This is a genomic window from Dactylosporangium sp. CA-152071 (assembly GCF_050936335.1).
Taxonomy (GTDB): Bacteria; Actinomycetota; Actinomycetes; order Mycobacteriales; family Micromonosporaceae; genus Dactylosporangium; species Dactylosporangium maewongense.
In genome coordinates this window covers 3685546-3703567 of sequence record NZ_JBNJMZ010000001.1, presented here as the reverse complement: position 1 = coordinate 3703567, position 18022 = coordinate 3685546, and the positions used below count along the sequence as shown (strand labels likewise).

Annotated in this window: 15 protein-coding genes; 11 read left to right on the top strand and 4 right to left on the bottom strand. The window is 72.6% G+C overall.

The genetic code is table 11. The annotated features are described in order from the left end of the window. Nucleotides 1-12: 12 nt before the first annotated feature. The 7 genes from ACQEVZ_RS16450 to ACQEVZ_RS16420 all read left to right on the top strand — a co-directional run bounded on the left by ACQEVZ_RS16450 (nt 13) and on the right by ACQEVZ_RS16420 (nt 6882). Complete coding sequence (locus ACQEVZ_RS16450; RefSeq protein ID WP_344502939.1) at nt 13-918, top strand: DUF58 domain-containing protein; 906 nt, start codon at nt 13-15, stop codon at nt 916-918. Beyond that, entirely contained in the window at nt 915-1865 is a 951-nt protein-coding gene (locus ACQEVZ_RS16445; protein ID WP_344502938.1) for a VWA domain-containing protein, read from the top strand. Before ACQEVZ_RS16450 ends, ACQEVZ_RS16445 begins: the two co-directional genes overlap by 4 nt. 753 nt (nt 1866-2618) lie before the next feature. After that, nucleotides 2619-3323, top strand: coding sequence for a 3-oxoacyl-[acyl-carrier-protein] reductase (fabG, locus tag ACQEVZ_RS16440; RefSeq protein WP_344502936.1), 705 nt, complete (start codon nt 2619-2621; stop codon nt 3321-3323). Nucleotides 3324-3347: 24 nt separating this feature from the next. Continuing rightward, complete coding sequence (gene fabI / locus ACQEVZ_RS16435; protein WP_344502935.1) at nt 3348-4118, top strand: enoyl-ACP reductase FabI; 771 nt, start codon at nt 3348-3350, stop codon at nt 4116-4118. A 20-nt stretch (nt 4119-4138) separates the two neighbouring features. Next, nucleotides 4139-5146, top strand: coding sequence for a ferrochelatase (locus ACQEVZ_RS16430; protein WP_433367230.1), 1008 nt, complete (start codon nt 4139-4141; stop codon nt 5144-5146). 31 nt (nt 5147-5177) lie between these two features. Further along, nucleotides 5178-5957: an HAD-IIA family hydrolase gene (locus ACQEVZ_RS16425; protein WP_344502933.1), complete on the top strand. Its 780-nt coding sequence runs from the start codon at nt 5178-5180 to the stop codon at nt 5955-5957. Between the two features lie 607 nt (nt 5958-6564). Beyond that, the gene (locus tag ACQEVZ_RS16420; protein ID WP_433367225.1) at nt 6565-6882 is read left to right on the top strand and encodes a hypothetical protein; all 318 of its coding nucleotides are present in this window, start codon (nt 6565-6567) and stop codon (nt 6880-6882) included. Between the two features lie 369 nt (nt 6883-7251). On the opposite strand, the gene ACQEVZ_RS16415 is transcribed toward ACQEVZ_RS16420, so the two are convergent. Continuing rightward, nucleotides 7252-8037 (bottom strand): hypothetical protein, encoded by a 786-nt coding sequence (locus ACQEVZ_RS16415; protein ID WP_344502932.1) that lies wholly within the window; start codon nt 8035-8037, stop codon nt 7252-7254. Between the two features lie 75 nt (nt 8038-8112). On the opposite strand from ACQEVZ_RS16415, the gene ACQEVZ_RS16410 reads away from it, so the two are divergent. Then, complete coding sequence (locus tag ACQEVZ_RS16410; protein ID WP_433367222.1) at nt 8113-8931, top strand: DUF3097 domain-containing protein; 819 nt, start codon at nt 8113-8115, stop codon at nt 8929-8931. A 30-nt stretch (nt 8932-8961) separates the two neighbouring features. On the opposite strand, the gene ACQEVZ_RS16405 is transcribed toward ACQEVZ_RS16410, so the two are convergent. After that, entirely contained in the window at nt 8962-10287 is a 1326-nt protein-coding gene (locus ACQEVZ_RS16405; RefSeq protein WP_433367219.1) for a serine hydrolase domain-containing protein, read from the bottom strand. A 168-nt stretch (nt 10288-10455) separates the two neighbouring features. On the opposite strand from ACQEVZ_RS16405, the gene ACQEVZ_RS16400 reads away from it, so the two are divergent. Together ACQEVZ_RS16400 and ACQEVZ_RS16395 are read left to right on the top strand one after the other, a co-directional pair. Beyond that, a complete protein-coding gene (locus ACQEVZ_RS16400) occupies nt 10456-10884 on the top strand; it encodes an NfeD family protein (protein ID WP_344503243.1) in 429 nt (142 codons plus the stop codon). A 77-nt stretch (nt 10885-10961) separates the two neighbouring features. Next, on the top strand, nt 10962-11987 hold the full coding sequence (locus ACQEVZ_RS16395) for an SPFH domain-containing protein (protein ID WP_344503242.1): 1026 nt from the start codon (nt 10962-10964) through the stop codon (nt 11985-11987). Here ACQEVZ_RS16395 and ACQEVZ_RS16390 read toward each other — a convergent pair. Then, complete coding sequence (locus ACQEVZ_RS16390; protein ID WP_433376796.1) at nt 11984-12862, bottom strand: TrmH family RNA methyltransferase; 879 nt, start codon at nt 12860-12862, stop codon at nt 11984-11986. The genes ACQEVZ_RS16395 and ACQEVZ_RS16390 overlap by 4 nt on opposite strands. A gap of 53 nt (nt 12863-12915) precedes the next feature. On the opposite strand from ACQEVZ_RS16390, the gene ACQEVZ_RS16385 reads away from it, so the two are divergent. Continuing rightward, nucleotides 12916-17802, top strand: a complete 4887-nt coding sequence (locus ACQEVZ_RS16385) for a hypothetical protein (RefSeq protein ID WP_433367216.1) — start codon at nt 12916-12918, stop codon at nt 17800-17802. Here the strand turns inward: ACQEVZ_RS16385 and ACQEVZ_RS16380 are convergent. Next, nucleotides 17783-17983, bottom strand: coding sequence for a hypothetical protein (locus ACQEVZ_RS16380; RefSeq protein ID WP_344502928.1), 201 nt, complete (start codon nt 17981-17983; stop codon nt 17783-17785). The genes ACQEVZ_RS16385 and ACQEVZ_RS16380 overlap by 20 nt on opposite strands. Nucleotides 17984-18022 lie beyond the last annotated feature (39 nt).

The window sequence follows — 18022 nt, the reverse complement described above, 5'->3', positions numbered from 1 at the left end:
GGCCGGTGATCCATGCCGACCGACGACGCCCGCGCCGAGGTTGTGCTCAACCGCATGCAGCTGCTCGTCACTCGCAAGCTCGACGGCCTCCTCCAGGGTGACTACCTGGGCCTGCTGCCCGGCCCCGGCACCGAGGCCGGCGAGTCGCGGGAGTACCGGCCGGGCGACGACGTGCGGCGCATGGACTGGCCCGTCACGGCCCGCACGACCCTGCCGCACGTCCGGCAGACCGTCGCCGACCGGGAGCTGGAGACCTGGCTCGCCGTCGACCTGTCCGCGAGCCTCGACTTCGGCACCGCGCGCTACCTCAAGCGCGACCTCGCCATCGCCGCGGCCGCCGCGGTCTCCCACCTGACGGTCCGCGGCGGCAACCGCATCGGCGCCGTCGTCGGCACCGCCGGCGACATGCACCGGATGCCCGCCCGCCCCGGCCGCAAGGACGCGCAGGGCCTGCTCCGGGCGATCGCCATGACGCGGGCGCAGACGGGCCGCGCCGACCTCGGCGCGCTCATCGACATGCTCAACCGGCCGCCCCGGCGGCGCGGCATGGCGGTCGTCATCTCCGACTTCATGACGCCGGTCAGCCAGTGGTCCCGGCCGCTGCGCAAGGTCGGCGTCCGCCACGACCTCCTCGCCGTGGAGATCGTCGACCCGCGCGAGCTGGAGCTGCCCAACGTGGGCGTGATCGCGCTCGTCGACCCCGAGACCGGCCGCACCCACGAGGTGCAGACCGCCGACCCGAAACTGCGCCACCGCTACGCACACGCGGCGGCGGCCCAGCGCGCCGAGATAGCCTCGGCACTGCGCGGCGCCAACGCCGCGCATCTGAGACTGCGCACCGACTCCGACTGGCTGCTTGACATCGTCCGGTTCGTCGCGGCACAGCGGCACGCCCGGACGAGGGGGACGACCCGATGATTCGTTTGCTGTCACCGTGGTGGCTGCTGTCGCTGCTGCCCGTCTTCGCCGTCATCGGCGTGTACATCTGGCGTCAGCTGCACCGGCGTGCCTTCGCCGTGAAGTTCACCAACGTCGACCTGCTCAGCAGCCTGGTGCCCAAGGGCATCGGCGTGCGCCGGCACGTCAGCGCCGCCGCGTTCCTGCTGAGCCTGCTCGTGCTCAGCTTCGGCATGGCCCGGCCGTCGGTCGACACCAAGGAACCCCTCGAACGGGCCACCATCATGCTCGCCATCGACGTCTCGCTGTCGATGCAGGCGACCGACGTGCAGCCGACCCGCATCGAGGCGGCCAAGTCCGCCGCCACCGACTTCGTCAAGCAGCTCCCGGCGTCGTTCAACGTCGGCCTGGTCTCGTTCGCGAAGACCGCGAGCGTCCTGGTCTCCCCGACGAAGGAACGCGGCTCGGTGCTCCAGGCGATCGACGGCCTCACCCTGCAGGAGTCGACCGCCACCGGCGAGGCCGTCTTCACCAGCCTCGACGCCATCCGCACCGTCCCCGCCGACGGCGCCTCAGGCCCGCCACCGGCCCGTATCGTCCTGCTCTCCGACGGCTTCCGCACCGCCGGACGCTCCCTCGAGGACGCCTCCGCCGCCGCCTCCGCCGCCAACGTGCCCGTCTCCACCATCGCGTTCGGCACCGACGAGGGCGTGGTCCGCATCGGCAACACCCCGCAGCGAGTGCCGGTCGACCGGGCGTCGCTGCAGAAGGTCGCCGAGACCACCAAGGGCTACTTCTACGAGGCCGCCAGCAAGGACGAGCTCAAGCGGGTGTACACCGACATGGGCAGCTCGATCGGCTTCAAGACCAAGCCCCGCGAGATCACCCAGTGGTACCTCGGCGGCGGCTTCCTGCTCGCCCTGCTCGCCGGCGGCCTGAGCCTCCTGTGGGGCAGCCGCCTCCCGTAACCGCTTCGGTGCCCGCTGCTCGTGATGATCAAGTAGCAGATCCGGCTGCCATGACGACCGGATCCGCGATCCGATCACGGCGGATCCGGCCAGCGCGTCATCGTCGGTCATGTCGACTCGCTTCGCTCCCCGACATAACCGAAATTTCGGATATGTTCGCGCCAGCGGACATATCCGGGAAGGCTTGTGTGCCACCCGCGGCCCAGCCACCGGGATGCGCCGCGCATGCGGGTGAGGCTGCCGCGCGCCAGCGCTGGCAGTGCGCCGCGCAGCGGCGCATTGGGGGTCCGGGTGAGAATCCCCCGGCGGGACCCGCCGCGCCAGTGGTGGGGCGGCGAGCCCATGGCCGAAGGCCACAGGCGGGAAACAGCAGGGTTAATGTGCGCCGACGAGGTAGAAAAGGGCGGCAACCCAGACTGCGGCCAGGAAGAATCCAATGGGCGCGATGAAGCGGCTCATGACGTGCTCCCAACGGTGTGTCTCAACAGGACGGAGAACAGACACGCGGAGCCGTGACAGGGGAAGGACTACACCCGGTCACGACTGGAAGGATCGCTACTTCGCACAGCGATCACCTCCAGGGAGCAGCAGCCGCACCGGGCGGTCAGCGAAAAGCACGAGCAGACGCCGCCATGGTACCGCCACGCCTCATGGCTCACATCAGCCGACCGGCGAGTTGCCGGGTACCCGTCAGTAACACCTAATCTCCGTACAGCTGATCGCAGCGCATCACAGAAGCAGAAAGGCGGCAACGTGGCGAGGACCGTGCTGGTCACCGGCGGTAACCGTGGGATCGGGCTGGCAATCGCGCAGGCGTTCGCGGCGCAGGGTGACAAGGTCGCGGTGACCCACCGGGGCTCCGGCGCCCCCGACGGGCTGTTCGGCGTGCAGTGTGACATCACCGACAGCGCCGCCGTCGACGCCGCGTTCACGACGGTGGAGGCCGAGCTCGGCCCCGTCGAGGTGCTCGTCGCCAACGCCGGCATCACCGACGACACGCTGCTGCTGCGGATGAGCGAGGACCAGTTCACCCGCGTGCTCGACACGAACCTCACCGGCTCGTTCCGCTGCGCCAAGCGGGCCACCAGCAAGATGCTGCGGGCGAAGTGGGGCCGGATCATCTTCATCTCCTCCGTCGTCGGCCTGTACGGCGGACCCGGCCAGGTCAACTACGCCGCCAGCAAGGCCGGCCTGGTCGGCATGGCCCGGTCGATCACCCGCGAGCTCGGCAGCCGCAACATCACCGCCAACGTGGTGGCGCCCGGGTTCATCGAGACGGACATGACCGCCGTGCTGCCCGAGGCGACGCAGGCCGAGTACAAGAAGGCCATCCCGCTCGGCCGGATGGCGAAGCCCGAGGAGGTCGCCGGCGCGGTGACCTGGCTCGCGAGCGACGCCGCCGGCTACATCACCGGCGCCGTCATCCCCGTCGACGGCGGCCTGGGCATGGGTCACTGACTTTTCCGGACACAGAGGAGAACCATGAGCGGACTGCTCGAAGGCAAGCGGCTGCTGATCACCGGGATCATCACCGACCAGTCGATCGCCTTCTCCGTAGCAAAGCTCGCCCAGGAGCAGGGCGCGACCGTCGTGCTGACCGGGTTCGGCCGGCTGTCGCTCGTCGAGCGGATCGCGAAGCGGCTGCCGCGGGAGGCGCCGGTCATCGAGCTCGACGTGACCAACCCCGAGCACCTCGCCGGCCTCGCCGACAAGGTCCGGGAGCACGTCGACGGGCTCGACGGCGTGCTGCACTCGATCGGCTTCGCCCCGGCCAGCTGCCTCGGCGGCGGGTTCCTGGACGCGCCGTGGGAGGACGTCGCGACCGCGCTGCACGTGTCGACGTTCTCGTACAAGTCGCTCGCGGTGGCCTGCCTGCCGCTGATGGAGTCCGGCGGCTCGATCGTCGGCCTGGACTTCGACGCCACGAAGGCGTGGCCCGTGTACGACTGGATGGGCGTCGCCAAGGCCGGCCTCGAGTCCGCGAACCGTTACCTGGCCCGGGATCTCGGCCCGCGCGGGATCCGGGTCAACCTGGTCGCGGCAGGCCCGCTCCGTACCATGGCGGCAAAATCCATCCCCGGCTTCGCGGTGTTCGAGGACTCGTGGGCGAAGACCGCGCCGCTCGGGTGGGACCTCAACGACCAGGTCGCGGCGGCGAAGGCCTGCTGCGCGCTGCTGTCGGACTGGTTCCCCGCCACGACCGGTGAGATCGTGCACGTCGACGGCGGGTACCACGCGGTCGGCTCGTCCTGACCCTCTTGTAACAATGGGGCGTGGCTTATGACGCGTTCCTGCTCGTCTCGTTCGGCGGTCCGGAAGGGCAGGACGACGTCCTGCCCTTCCTGGAGAACGTGACCCGGGGGCGCGGCATCCCCGCGTCGCGCCTCTCGGCGGTCGCGGAGCATTACCGGCACTTCGGCGGCGTGTCGCCCATCAACGCGCAGAACCGCGCACTGATCGACGCGCTGCGATCCGAGCTCGACCTGCCGATCTACTGGGGCAACCGCAACTGGCACCCGTTCCTGCCCGACGCGGTCGCGCAGATGCGCGACGACGGCATCCGGCACGCGCTCGCGTTCGTCACCAGCCCGTTCGGCTCCAACTCCTCGTGCCGCCAGTACCTGGACGACATCGCGGCAGCCCGATCCACGGTGGGCGAGGACGCCCCGGCGATCGACAAGATCCGGCACTTCCACGACCACCCGCTCTACATCGAGTCGCACGCCGCGGCCGTAAGGGCGGCCCTCGCCGAGCTGCCGTCCCGGCTCGCCGCGCGACTCGTCTTCACCGCGCACTCCATCCCGACCGCGATGAACGCCGCCTCCGGGCCCGGCGGCGTCGGCCGGTACCAGGCGCAACTGCTGGAAACGGCGGCCCTGGTCGCCGCCGCGGCCGCCCCCGAGCTGCCCTGGGACCTGGTCTGGCAGAGCCGCTCCGGCCCGCCGCAGGTGCCGTGGCTGGAGCCCGACGTCAACGACCATCTCGAGTCGCTGGCGGCGGCAGGTGTACGGGAGGTCGTGGTCAGCCCGATCGGCTTCATCTCCGACCACCTGGAAGTGATCTGGGACCTCGACAACGAGGCGCGGGCCACCGCCGCGCGACTCGGTATCGCCTTCGCCCGCGCCGCCACCCCCGGCGTCGACGCCCGCTTCGTGACGATGATCCGACAGCTCGTCGATGAGCGCGTGCTTGCTCACAGTAACGTTCGTCACGCGCTCGGAACCGTCCCCACCTGGGATTTCTGCCCGGCCGACTGCTGCGTGTCACCGAAACGCGTATAGGCACGAAACGTTTCTGAGGGAGCATGTACGCGTGAGAGAACGCAAGCCCATCGAGTCCTGGCTCACCGACATGGACGGGGTCCTCGTGCACGAGGGCGAGCCCGTGCCCGGCGCACCGGAGTTCGTCAACCGGCTGCGCTCGTCCGGCAAGCCGTTCCTGATCCTGACCAACAACTCCATCTACACCGCCCGTGACCTCCAGGCCCGCCTGCGGCGCATCGGCTTCGACGTGCCCGAGTCGGCGATCTGGACCTCGGCCCTGGCCACCGCCCAGTTCCTCGACACGCAGCGCCCCGGCGGCACCGCCTACGTCATCGGCGAGGCCGGCCTGACCACCGCGATGCACGAGGTCGGCTACATCCTCACCGACACCGAGCCCGACTACGTCGTGCTGGGGGAGACCCGCACGTACAGCTTCGAGGCCATAACGCAGGCGATCCGCCTCATCAACGACGGCGCCCGCTTCATCTGCACCAACCCCGACGCCACCGGCCCCTCCAACGAGGGCGCCCTCCCCGCCTGCGGTGCGGTGGCCGCCCTCATCTCGAAGGCGACGGGCATCGAGCCGTACTTCATCGGCAAACCCAACCCGATGATGATGCGCTCGGCCCTCAACAGCATCGACGCCCACTCCGAGACCACCGCCATGATCGGCGACCGCATGGACACCGACGTCCTGTGCGGCCTCGAGGCGGGCCTGGAGACGATCCTGGTCCTGAGCGGCATCTCGACGGTCTCGGACGTGGAACGCTACCCGTACCGCCCGTCCCGCATCATCCCCTCCGTGGCCCACCTGATCGACGAGGTCTGACCCAGCCCTTCACTGCGGAAACTACGCACTGCGACGGTTCGGTCGCGAATCTGAAGATCGATTAGGTAAGCCTTGGTACGGTGCTAGTGAAACGGCCGGCGCACCACCGGAACCCCTCCGTGACCGCTGCCACGCCTCGGCGAGCAGTGCCCAGAAACCCGGCCCGCCATCCGACCCGACGCCCCCGCGCGACGTGCCGCGCGACGCATCGGCCTGGGCTGGCGTGCTGTCGTGATCATGGACCTGCGACCCATGATCACGGGGCTCGTCGTCGGCGTCCTCGCTGAACCTGAGGACTCTGTGCACTTTTCTGAGTGCTCGGGGTCCCCGGATCGCGACGGAGCGGGAGAGCAACCACTGGCGCGCCGCGCCGAGGCGGTGAGCCCACGGGCACGAACCGGCCGTCGCGGCGCCGGCGCGACCCGGGCGCACCGCGGGCGGGGCGTGTCCCGGACGTGTCGCTGGTTCTGGCGCGTTGGGCCCAGGGTGCGCTGCTGGTCGTGGGTGGGGCCTGTTGTTCTGGGCTTGTGGTCGCGGGTGGGGCGTGTTCTGGGCTTGCTTGGGTCGTGAGTGAGCCTGCCGTGGGCGCGTCGCTGGTCCCGAACGGGTGCTGGTCCTGGGCACGTCGCTGGTTCTGGGCCACGTGGTGGTTCTGAGCGGGGTGCTGGTCCTGGGCACGTCGCTGGTTCTGGGCCACGTGGTGGTTCTGAGCGGGGTGCTGGTCCTGGGCACGTCGCTGGTTCTGGGCCACGTGGTGGTTCTGAGCGGGGTGCTGGTCCTGGGCACGTCGCTGGTTCTGGGCCACGTGGTGGTTCTGAGCGGGGTGCTGGTTCCGGGCGCGTCACTGGTTCCAGGCGCGTCACTGGTCCCGGGCGGGGCGGTGGTCGTGGGCGGGGGTTTCTGGGTGCGTCGCTGGTGTGGCTAGGCGCGGGGTTTCGGTGATCGGGAAGACTTCGTGTAGCCCTGGCTACCCAAGGTCTACCGGATCATGACGCGGAGGGGTGTCGGCCGTGTGCTCGGTGAGCCGGGACGTGCTGGGCGTTCCTGAGGTGGCTCATCCGGGTGGTGCCGGGTGGCGGGCGCTCAAGGTTTACCGGATCATGACGGGCCGGACGGTGGCCGTCGGATGTGGCGCAGGGGGCGACCACCGGATGCGGCGCGCACGCGCAATCCCAGCCACGCGCGCAAGCGCGGGCTGTGCGCCGCGCAGCGGCGCATTGGGGTGCGGGTGAGAATCCCCGCCGGGCCCCGCCGCGGCAGCGGTGGGGGGATTGCAGCGGGGGGAATTACAGACTCAGATCAGGGGGGCGTTGCAGGCGGCTACCAGGGCGCGGCGGCAGGCGGTGGTGAGGGGGCGGAGGGCGGCGTCGCGTTGCTGGACCTCGTAGCCGTTGATGGCGCCGCCGGGTGCGGCGTGTTCGGCGAGGGCGAGCACGCGGTCCAGGATGGCCGCGCGGGCGTACAGGCGGCGGGCGCGTGGGTCGTAGCCGGGTGGCAGGTCGGTGGCACCGTCGGGTTTGCGGAGGGCCTCGATCGCGCCGGCGAGCTCGGGGCGCCACTGGGCGATGTCGAGCTTCGCGAGGGTGCGGGTGGCGGTCGCCAGCTCGGCGGACAGCTCGGCCTCGGCCTCGGCGGTCGAGGGGCCGTCCAGCGGGGCCGGGACGGCCGCGGGTAAGACGAAAACCTGCCAGCGGACGGTCTCGAACTCGTCCCCCGAGCCCGAGGTGTGCAGGCGGACCTCCGGCACGAAGCCGAGGCCGCCCGCGATGACGCCCTCGCCGGCGAGGAGTGCGGCGCTGCTGAAGGGGCCGGGGCCCGGCAGGCCGCGGGGGTCGCCGGGTGCGGGGAGCACCAGGCGGACCTCGTCCGGGTGGAGCTTGGACAGCGCGGTGATCGCATCTACGAGGGATACGTCGGTCCACGTGCCGGGGACGTCGGAGACCATGTGCTCCTCGTCGCCGGAGATCTCGGCGGCGGCGTCGTCGCACGGCACGAGGCCGGCGCGCCACGCCCGGACCCATGCCACGAAACGCGCCGAGCGGCGCGCCTGCAGGGTCGCCGCGCGTGCTGCGGGGGACATGGGAGCAAGGGTACGTGCTGACGTGCCGGTATGTCTCGCAGGCGCTGGGGGCGTCAGCCGATACGCTTGCCGTCCATGGACGTCCTGGCGAACAACGACTGGCGGCGCCGGCGCACGGTCCCGACGGTGGACGCCGAGCTGGACCTCGTCGTGGAGGATGTGGACTCGGGGTTCTGCGGTGCCGTGGTCGGCTACCAGTTCGGCGCGGTGGTGCTGGAGGACCGGCACGGCAAGCGGCGCAACTTCCCGCTGGAGCCGGCCGCGTTCCTGCTGGACGGCGAGCCGGTGACGCTCGTCAAGCCGAAGCTGGCGGTACAGCGGCAGAAGAGCACCATCACCAGCTCGGGGTCGATCGCGGTGGCCGGGCTCACGGCGCGCGTGGCGAGGCGGAGCCGGATCTGGGTCGAGGGCATCCACGACGCGGCGCTCGTCGAGCGGATCTGGGGGCACGACCTGCGTGTCGAGGGTGTCGTCGTCGAGCCTCTGGACGGCATCGACGAGCTGGCCGCGACCGTCGCCGAGTTCCACCCCGGGCCCGTCGCCAGGCTCGGCGTCCTAGTCGACCATCTCGTACCAAACTCCAAAGAAAGCCGAATTGTCGGAAATATCCGGTCGCCTTACATCCTCGTCACAGGCCATCCGTACATCGACGTGTGGCAGGCGGTCAAACCCCAGGCCGTCGGCATCCGCCAGTGGCCGGTGGTCCCGCCGGGGCAGAACTGGAAGGAAGGCGTCTGCGACCAGCTCGGCGTGAGCGAGCCGGCCGACATGTGGCGCCGCATCCTCGCGTCGGTGTCCAGCTACAAGGATGTCGAGACCCCGCTGATCAACGCCATGGAGCGCCTCATCGACTTCGTGACCGAACCCGACGAAGACCTGGACGACGACGCCTAGAGGCGAAGACGAGGACGAAAACGGGGACGCCTAGAGCACGGGCCACGGATCCCGGCTGAAGAGGAACGTCGCGACGTCGAGCGCGACCACCGCGCCGTCCCCGTCACGCACCACCCGCAGCAGCTCCCCGTCGCAGTCCCCGGACAGCCCGCGCCACACGTCCGGCGCGGGCCCGTCCGGCACGAAACGCCACGGCGTGCCCCCAGCCGTCAGCGGCGTGACGACCAGCTCGCCGCCTGCCCAGCCGACCTCGTGCTCGCGCCCCATCCACCACCACCGGCCGGTCAGCGGCAAGATCTCCGCCGGCGGCTCCTCGCGCGGCCGCCACGACGCCACCCGCACGGGCTCACGGTCCAGCACCGCGCCGAGAAGGTCCAGCCCGAAGCCGCTGAGGCCGCCCGAGTCGCGATAGCGCATGGTGTACGCGTTGGCGAACGCGACCACTCCGGTGCGTGACGGCCGGTGTACGGCCAGTACCGCCAGGTAGCCGGGCATCGAGCCGGTGTGACCGACGAACACCCGCTCCCCGCGCCGCCACAGCTGCAGGCCGAGGCCGTGCCCCGCGGTCCAGCCGTCGAGGTCGCTGAGCACGACCGGCGCGCACATCTCGTCGAGGGTCGCCGGCGCGAGCACCGCCGGGTCGGGCTCGGCCAGGAACGCCGCCCAGCGCCCGAGGTCCTCCACCGTCGACCACAGCTGGCCGGCGGGTGCCATCGCGGCCGCGTCGTGCCGCGGCTCCTCGCGCAGTTCGTCCAGCCACGGGTGCACGACGTAGCCGCGGGCGAACGGTTCGGCCTCGGCGTAGGTCGTACGGTCGAGATGGAGCGGGCCGAGGAACCGCTTCGCGAGCATCGACTGCCAGTCCTCGCCGCCGAGGCGGGCGACCATCGCGCCGAGCAGCCCGTAGGCGAGGTTCGAGTAGTGGTATCCGCGCAGCGGCGGGTAGGCGACCTTGTCGGCGGTGAGCGTGGACAGGAACGTGTCGACGTCCACCCCGGCGGCGCGCTCCCACCAGTCGCCGTCCGGCTCGCGCTGCACGCCGCCCGCGTGGCCGAGCAGCTGCCGCAGGGTGACGGTGCCGACGGGTGTGCCGGGAAGGTGGCGGTAGAGCAGGTCGTCGAGGGCCAGCTTCCCCTCGTCGCGCAGGGCCATGACCAGCGCCGCCGTCATCGTCTTCGTGATCGACCCGATCCGGAACTGCAGCCCGGCGACCGGCTGGTCGAGCCCGGCCGTCGCGACGTGCTGCAGGGCGCCGTCGCGGACGACGCCCGCGACGAGGACGGGCACCCGCCCACCGGCGTGGGCGCGGGCGACGAGGTCGTCGACGCACGAGACGGTCTCGGGCAGCAACGGCACGGAAGGCCTCCAAAGGACGAAGCGGGGACGAAGGGGGGACGAAGCGGGCGACTGATTCCCCAACTGTGCACTGGGCCGGGCCGCACCGCGTATCGACAAGGATTCGGCAAGACGAGTGATCAGACGCGAGCGCCGCGTGCATCGGCGTGACACGATCGAAGCGTGGACCTGTGGCTGATCGTCTGGATCGTCGTCGGCGCCGCGCTCCTCGCGGCGGAGATCTTCACGACCACGTTCATTCTGCTGATGTTCGCGATCGGCGCGTTCGCCGCGGCGGGCGCCGCCGCCCTCGGTGCCGGGGTGCCGGTGCAGGCGGCGGTGTTCGCGGCCGGGTCGGCCCTGTCGTTCCTGGCGGTGCGTCCGACGCTCAAGCGATACATGCGCCGCGACGTGCGCGACATGCAGATGGGCGTCGAGGCCCTGGAAGGCTCGACGGCGCTCGTCATCGAGGCGGTCGACCACGACAGCGGCCAGATCAAGATCGACGGTGAGTTGTGGCGGGCCCGGCCCTACGACGCGACGCAGACGTTCGCGATCGGGGAGCGGGTCCGGGTGATCGAGATCAAGGGTGCTACCGCGATGGTGTGGAAGGACTGAGTCACGTGGATCCGAGTGTGTTCCTGGCGGTCGTCGTCATCGCCGCCGCCCTCCTGGCGATCGTCACGGTCGTCAAGATGGTCAAGGTCGTGCCGCAGCAGGTCGAGTACGTGGTGGAGCGGCTCGGCAAGTACAGCCGCACGCTGACGCCCGGCCTCAACATCCTGGTGCCGTTCATCGACTCGGTGCGCAACAAGGTCGACAAGCGCGAGGTGGTCGTCAGCTTCCCGCCGCAGCCCGTCATCACCTCCGACAACCTGGTCGTGTCGATCGACACCGTCCTGTACTTCAAGGTCGTCGACTCGGTCCGCGCCACGTACGAGATCTTCAGCTACCTGCAGGGCATAGAGCAGCTCACCGTGACGACCCTGCGCAACGTGATCGGATCCCTCGACCTGGAGAAGGCGCTCACCAGCCGCGACGAGATCAACCGCCACCTGTCCGGCGTCCTCGACGAGACCACCGGCCGCTGGGGCATCAAGGTCACCCGCGTGGAGCTGAAGGCGATCGAGCCGCCGCCGAGCATCCGCGACTCGATGGAGAAGCAGATGCGCGCCGAGCGTGACCGCCGCGCCGCGATCCTGCACGCCGAGGGTCTCAAGCAGTCCCAGATCCTCACCGCCGAGGGCGAGAAGCAGGCCGCGGTCCTGCGTGCCGAGGGTGAGCGCCAGTCCCGCATCCTCACCGCCGAGGGCCAGGCGAAGGCGATCCGGACGGTGGTCGACTCGATCCACGTGGCCAACCCGGACTCGAAGGTCATGGCGTACCAGTACCTCCAGTCGCTGCCGCAGATCGCCGCCGGCCAGTCCAACAAGCTGTGGATCCTGCCGGTCGAGCTGACGAAGGCCCTGGAGGGCATCGGCGGCGCGCTGGGCGGCATGGCGCAGCTGTCCGACGCCGCCCGCACCGACCTGGTCAAGCGCAACGTCGCCGAGGAGGAGGAGTCCGAGGACGTCATCGAGGCCCGCCGCTCCGCCGAGGACGCGGCCGCCGCCGCCAACGCCGAGGCCGCCGCGGCCGCCGCCCAGGTGTCCGGCACGCAGGTGACCGCCGCCGAGCTCACCGCCGAGTTCCAGCAGCCGTCCCACGAGCTCGAGCGTTAGCGGCAGAGCTCCCAGAAGGCGACCGCCGCCGCGGCCGCCACGTTGAGCGAGTCGACCCCGTTCCGCATGGGGATCACGACGCGTACGTCGCTGGCGTCGAGGGCCTTGGCCGACAGTCCGGGGCCCTCCGCGCCGAGCAGCAGCGCCGTCCGCTCCCGCTGCGCCGCGCTCAGCGTCTGGATCGGCACCGCATCGGCGGCCGGCGTCATCGCGAGGAGCGTCAGCCCCGCCTCCCGGACTGCGTGGAGCCCGTCCGGCCACGGTTCGATCCTGGCGTACGGGATCGCGAACACCTCGCCCATGCTGACCCGCACGCTCCGCCGGTACAGCGGATCCGCGCACGACGGCGACAGCAGCACCGCGTCCATCCCGAGCGCCGCGGCGCCCCTGAAGATCGCCCCGACGTTCGTGTGGTTGTTGACGTCCTCCAGGACCGCGACCCGCCGCGCGGTCGTGAGGATGTCGGCCGCGGCAAGGTCCGGTTTGCGGTGGAAGCTCGCCAGCACCCCCCGGTGCACGTGAAACCCGGTGATCGCCTCGAGCGTCGCCTGGTCGCCGGCGTACACGGGGACGTCGCCGAGCGGGAGGTCGTCGAGCTGGCCGACGCGCTTGCTGTCGATCAGCACGGACCGCAGCCGGTAGCCGGCCCGCAGCGCCCGGCGCAGCACCAGCTCGCCCTCGGCGATGAACAGCCCGTTGGGCGGCTCCCACCGGGTGCGCAGCTCGACGTCGGTCAGCGCCCGGTAGTCACCGATCCGCTCGTCGTCCTGGTCCATGATCGTTGTCGCGCTCAGCACCCGGTCGATTCTGCCTTGCGCCGCGATCCCGCGAACAGAACGCCTCCCCGGCGGTGACCAAGGCGGGCGACACGACATCCGCACCGGGGCGTCGGCGCGGTGCCGGCATCGAGGATCGATAATCTGGATGCGTGGACGGGCGGGCCGATCCGGCGAGCGCCGGCCGTGGTGCCCTCGTCGACCTGCTGGCCAGGTTGAAGGTCCACGCCGGCGAGCCGACCCTGCGGCAGATCGCGGACCGGCTGACCTCGGCCCGCGACGGCGGCCGGCCCTCCATCGGGTATCTCAGCGAGATCTTCCGCGGGCGGAAGACGCCCAGCGGTGACCTGGCGGCGGCGCTGGCCCGGGCGCTCGGCGGCTCCGCCGACGACCAGGTCAGGGCCAGGATCTACGCCGACGCGGCCGCGCAGGTCGCCCGCCACGGAGCCGTGACCGGCGCTGCCGCCGTGACCGGCGCGGGCGAGCCGGACGGTGCCGGCGAGACCGTGTCCGGCGACCAGGAAGGTGCCGGCGAGCCGGACGAGGCGGGTGCGCCCGGTCCTGTACTGCCGTGGTGGCGGCCGGATTACGCGGCGCACGTCGACGACCTGGTGCCCGTCGGTGGGCTCAGGGACCGCGAGGCCGAGCTGGCGGAGCTCGCCGCGTTCTGTGCCGGCGACGAGCCGTACCTCTGGATCCAGGCGGAGCCCTGGGCCGGCAAGTCGGCGCTGCTGGCGACGTTCGTGCGCCATCCGCCGCCCGGCGTCGACGTCCTGGCGTTCTTCGTCACGGCCCGCCTCGCGACCCAGTCGGACAGCAACGCGTTCGCCGGGGCGCTGGTGGAACAGCTGACGGGCCTGCTGGAGCTGCGGCTGGACGCGTCGGCGCCCGCGGCGCAGGTGTCGCGGTGGCTTCCGCTGTTACGCACCGCGGCCCGGCACGCGGAGCTGGCCGGCCGCCGGCTGCTCCTCGTCGTCGACGGCCTCGACGAGGACAAGGGCGCGGAGACCGGGTCGGGGCTGGCGAGCGTGGCGTCGCTGCTGCCGCGGCACGCCGTCCCGAACCTGCGGATCGTGGTGTCGAGCCGCCCCGACCCGCCGCTGCCGGACGACGTGCCCGGCGACCATCCGCTGCGGCACTGCCGGGTCCGCTGGCTGACGGCGTTTCCGCACGCCAGCAGCATCGCCGCCCAGGCGCGGCAGGAGCTGCGGGCGCTGCTGCTCGGCGACTCGACGCACGTGGACGTCATCGGCCTGCTGACGGCGTGCGCGGACGGGTTGACGGTGGCCGAGCTGGAGGAGCTGACCGGGCTCGACCGGTTCCGCCTGGAGCGGCTCATCGGTGGGGTCTTCGGCCGGTCGGTCGCCGTCCGGCCGGTGCACGCGTCCGCGCCGGAGCCGGTGCTGCTGTTCACCCACGACGAGCTGCGCGAGCAGGCGGTGGGCGGGCTCGGCGCCGCGATCGGCCGGCACCGGGAGCGGATCCACGCCTGGGCGGACGGCTACCGGGCGAAGCGCTGGCCGGTGGGCACGCCGCAGTACCTGCTGCACGGCTACCCGCGCATGCTGGGGACGCTGCCCGATCCGGGGCGGCTGATCGCGCTCGCCGTGGACCACGACCGGCACGACCGGCTGCTCGCCGTCACCGGCGGCGACGGTGCGGGCATGGCCGAGGTCCGGGCCGCCCAGGACCTGATCATCGGCCGGCCCGAGCCGGACCTGCGCGCCATGGTCCGTCTCGCGCTGCGCCTGGACGAGCTCACCGCCCGCAACGCCAACATCCCGGCCGGCCTGCCGGCGCTATGGGTCGTCCTGGGGGAGCCCGCGCGGGGCGACGCGCTCGCGCAGGGCATGGCCGATCCCGTGGCGCAGAACATGGCCCTCGCCCAGCTGGCGGCCGCGGTCGCCGGGACCGTCGACGAGCGGTTCGCCCAGACGGTCGCGTGGAGCATCGTCGACGCCAAACGGCACGAACGGTCGCTCGCCGACCTGGTCGAGACGGCGGTCAGCATCGGCGACCACCGCCGCGCGGCGCGCTTCGCCCGCAGCGCCATCGACCAGGACCGGTGGACGCGGAGCATGCTAGGTCTGGTCGGCGCCGTCCTCGACGACGGCGACCTGCCGCTCGCGATGTCGCTGGCCCGGTCGATCATCGACCCGGACCACCGGGCGCTGGCGATGAGCCAGCTGCTGCGGGCCTTCGGCGCCGCGGGCGACGCCGACCAGGTCGAGCGGCTCATGACGGAGGCGGAGGCCGCCGCGCACGCCGCCCGCGACCGCAGCGGCCGGTCGGTGGCGCTGGCCCGGCTGTCCGCCGCGATCCGCGCGGCCGGCCGGAGCCTGCGAGCGGAGCGACTCTTCGCCGAGGCGCTGTCGCTGGCCCGGTCCATCACCGACCCGGCCGCCCGGTCCCGCACGCTGGCCGGCCTGCTGCAGTGGGGCGCGCCGGCGCCCGGCGGCCCCGGCGCCCTCGCCGCCGAGGCAGCGACCGCCGCCAGGACGATCGACGGACCGGTCGGGCGGGCCGAGCTCATGCTGGAGCTCGTCGACGCGGTCCTCGCCGCCGGCGACCTGCGATCCGCGGAGACCTTCAGCCGCCTGATCGACGACCCGCGTCTCCGCACGAGCGCCCTGACCCGCCTGCTGGAACACACCGCCCGGGCAAGCGCCACACCACCAGCCGCGGACGCACCGGCCGCGGACGCGCCACCGGCGGATGGCGCCGCGCCGCCGGTCGCGGACCTGCTGGCAGTGGACGCGCTGGTCGTGGATCCGCCGGTCGTGGACACGTCGGCGGCGGATGGCGCCGCGCCGCTGGTCGTGGACGTGCTGGCCGTGGACGCCTCGGTCGTGGACGCACCGGTCGTGGACACCTCGGCGGTGGGTGGTGCCGCGCCGCTGGTCGTGGACGTGTCGATCGCAGACGCGCTGGTCGTGGACGCGCCGGCTGTGAACGCGCTGGTCGTGGACGGCGCCCCACGGCCGGTCGTGGACGCGCCGGCGGCGGACGGCGCCGCTCTACCGGTCGCGGACCCGTCGGCTGTGAACGCGCTGGTCGCGGACGGTGCCGCGCCGCTGGTCGTGGACGCGTCGGTCGTGGACGCGTTGGTCGTGGATGCGCTGGCCTCGGCCGGCGGCATCGGCGGCAGGGGACCGCGGGCGCTGGCGTACGCGGAGCTCGCCGCGGCGCTGTACACCGCCGGCCGCCCCGACGAGACGCGACGGCTCGCCGCCGAGGTGGCCGCGGCCGCGCCGAGGATCGCCGACCCGGCGGAGCAGGCCGCGGTGTGGATCGCGCTGATCCGCCTCAGCCCGTTCACCGGCGCCGGTGAGATCGAGCGGCACGTTGCCGCCGCCCACGCCGCCGCGGGCCGGTTGCAGCGGGCGCAGCGGACACCCGTCCGTGCCGAGCTCATGGCCGCGATCATCGCCGCCGGCGGCCCGGACCGGGCGGAGCGGTACGCCGCCGCCCTGCCCGACGCCGACCAGCGCGCGGCGGCGCTGACCCAGGTCGGCCACGCGGTCGCGGCCGCCGGCGACCACCGGCGGGCGGCGGCGCTCGCGGTCCAGGCCGAAACGGCCGGCCGGACGGTGGACGTGCTCACCCGGGCGCACACCCTCGGCGCCCTCGCCGCGGCGGTCGCCGTCACGGGGCGCCTCGGCCTGGCCGAACGCCTCGCCCGGTCGATCCCGGACGAGCAGCTCCGGGCGCAGGCCCTCGCCCGGCTCGCCACGACGGCCGCCAGGACCGGCGCGTTCCCGCTGGCGGAGAAGCTCGCCGGCGCGGTGCCCGATCCGGCGCTGCGCTCCCGCACCACCTGCGAGCTGGCCGCGGTCGCGGCGGCCGCCGGACAGCCCGACCGGGCCGAGGCGTTCGTCGACGCCGTCGACGACCCGGACCAGCAGGCCGAGGCGCGGACGCAGCTCGCGGAGACGCTGACCCGCCAGGGGCTGCACGACCGGGCGCAGCGCGTCGCCTCGAACCTCGCCGACCCGTTCCAGCGGGTGCTCGCCCGCATCGCCCTGATGAAGCTGGCGTCCGGCCTCGGCGGTGACGAGGCCGCCCGGCTCGCGACGGACGTCGACGCGGCGATCCGGGAGCTGCCGCACGCCGACGAGCGGATCCCGGCGATGATCCAGCTCGTCGGTGCCGTCCTCGTCGCCGACCGGGTCCGTGCGTGGCGGCTGACCGCGGAGGTCCGGGACGCCATCGACGAGCTGCCCGACGAGGAACAGCGGGCGTGGCTGACCGTCCAGCTCGTCGAGGTCCTCGCCGCGAACGACGAGGCGGACCGGGCCGAGATCGTCGCCCGGGCCGTCGCCGACCCCGGGCAGCGGACCTGGGCGCTGGTACAGCTCATCGAGACGCTCGCCGCGGCGGGCGAGACCGAGCGGGCCGAGGCTGTCGCGTACGGGCTCGACGACCCGGACGAGCGGGCCAGGGCGCTGGCGCGGCTGGTCCGGGCCGGCGGTGCCGCCGCAGGCAGGCGGGCCGAGGCGATCGCGTTCATGCTGCCCGACCCGTACCGGCAGGCAGAGGCGATGACGGACGTCGCCGCGTCGCTGGCGGAGCGGGGCGACCACGACCGGGCCGAGGCCGTCGCGCTGGCCGTCAGCGACCCCGAGCAGCAGTCGTGGGCGCTGGCCCAGGTCTGCGTGGCCGCCATCGAGGCCGGCGACCTCGGCCGGGCCGAGCGGCTGACCCGCGGCATGCCGGTCGCGGAGCAGCGGGTGCAGGCGCTGGCACCGCTGATCGCCGCGGTGCGGGCGGCGGGGGACCCGCACCGGGCGGAGCAGCTCGCGGCGGAGGCCGAGGCGGTGGTGCGGACGATCACCCAGCCCGACCGGCGGGTCCAGGCCGTCAACGCCCTGGTCGCCGTGGTGCCGCCGGCGCACGCGCACCGGCTGCTCGCCGGCTCGCTCGGCCTGAGCGGCTGGAAACAGTGCCTGCTCAGGCTCGCCGAGGTCGCCGCGCCGGTGGTCCTGCGCGCCGCCGAGGACTACCTGGACGCGGACTCCTCTACCGCCGCTCGTCGATGAGCGCGTCGAGCCGGCCGAGGATCCACAGGGTGGTGACGGCCGCCGCGAGCTGGCCCGGGCCGGGGTGCGTGAACCCGAACCGCGTCGCGGCCTGCTCGGCGACCGCCCCCGCGGTGGAGCCGAGCGAGAGCGCGGTCGTGACGATGACGGCCTGACGGAGTGTCCAGGGCTTCGTTCGCATGTTCGTCCTCCGGTGTACTGGTCGCGAAGTGCTTGCGGC

What these genes read in the sequence shown, in the direction of transcription:
- ACQEVZ_RS16380 (WP_344502928.1), bottom strand. Translation starts at nt 17,983, where the DNA reads ATGCGAACGAAGCCCTGGACACTCCGTCAGGCCGTCATCGTCACGACC.
- ACQEVZ_RS16450 (WP_344502939.1), top strand. Translation starts at nt 13, where the DNA reads ATGCCGACCGACGACGCCCGCGCCGAGGTTGTGCTCAACCGCATGCAG.
- ACQEVZ_RS16390 (WP_433376796.1), bottom strand. Translation starts at nt 12,862, where the DNA reads ATGTCGTGTCGCCCGCCTTGGTCACCGCCGGGGAGGCGTTCTGTTCGC.
- ACQEVZ_RS16415 (WP_344502932.1), bottom strand. Translation starts at nt 8,037, where the DNA reads ATGTCCCCCGCAGCACGCGCGGCGACCCTGCAGGCGCGCCGCTCGGCG.
- fabI (WP_344502935.1), top strand. Translation starts at nt 3,348, where the DNA reads ATGAGCGGACTGCTCGAAGGCAAGCGGCTGCTGATCACCGGGATCATC.
- ACQEVZ_RS16445 (WP_344502938.1), top strand. Translation starts at nt 915, where the DNA reads ATGATTCGTTTGCTGTCACCGTGGTGGCTGCTGTCGCTGCTGCCCGTC.
- ACQEVZ_RS16410 (WP_433367222.1), top strand. Translation starts at nt 8,113, where the DNA reads ATGGACGTCCTGGCGAACAACGACTGGCGGCGCCGGCGCACGGTCCCG.
- ACQEVZ_RS16395 (WP_344503242.1), top strand. Translation starts at nt 10,962, where the DNA reads ATGGTCAAGGTCGTGCCGCAGCAGGTCGAGTACGTGGTGGAGCGGCTC.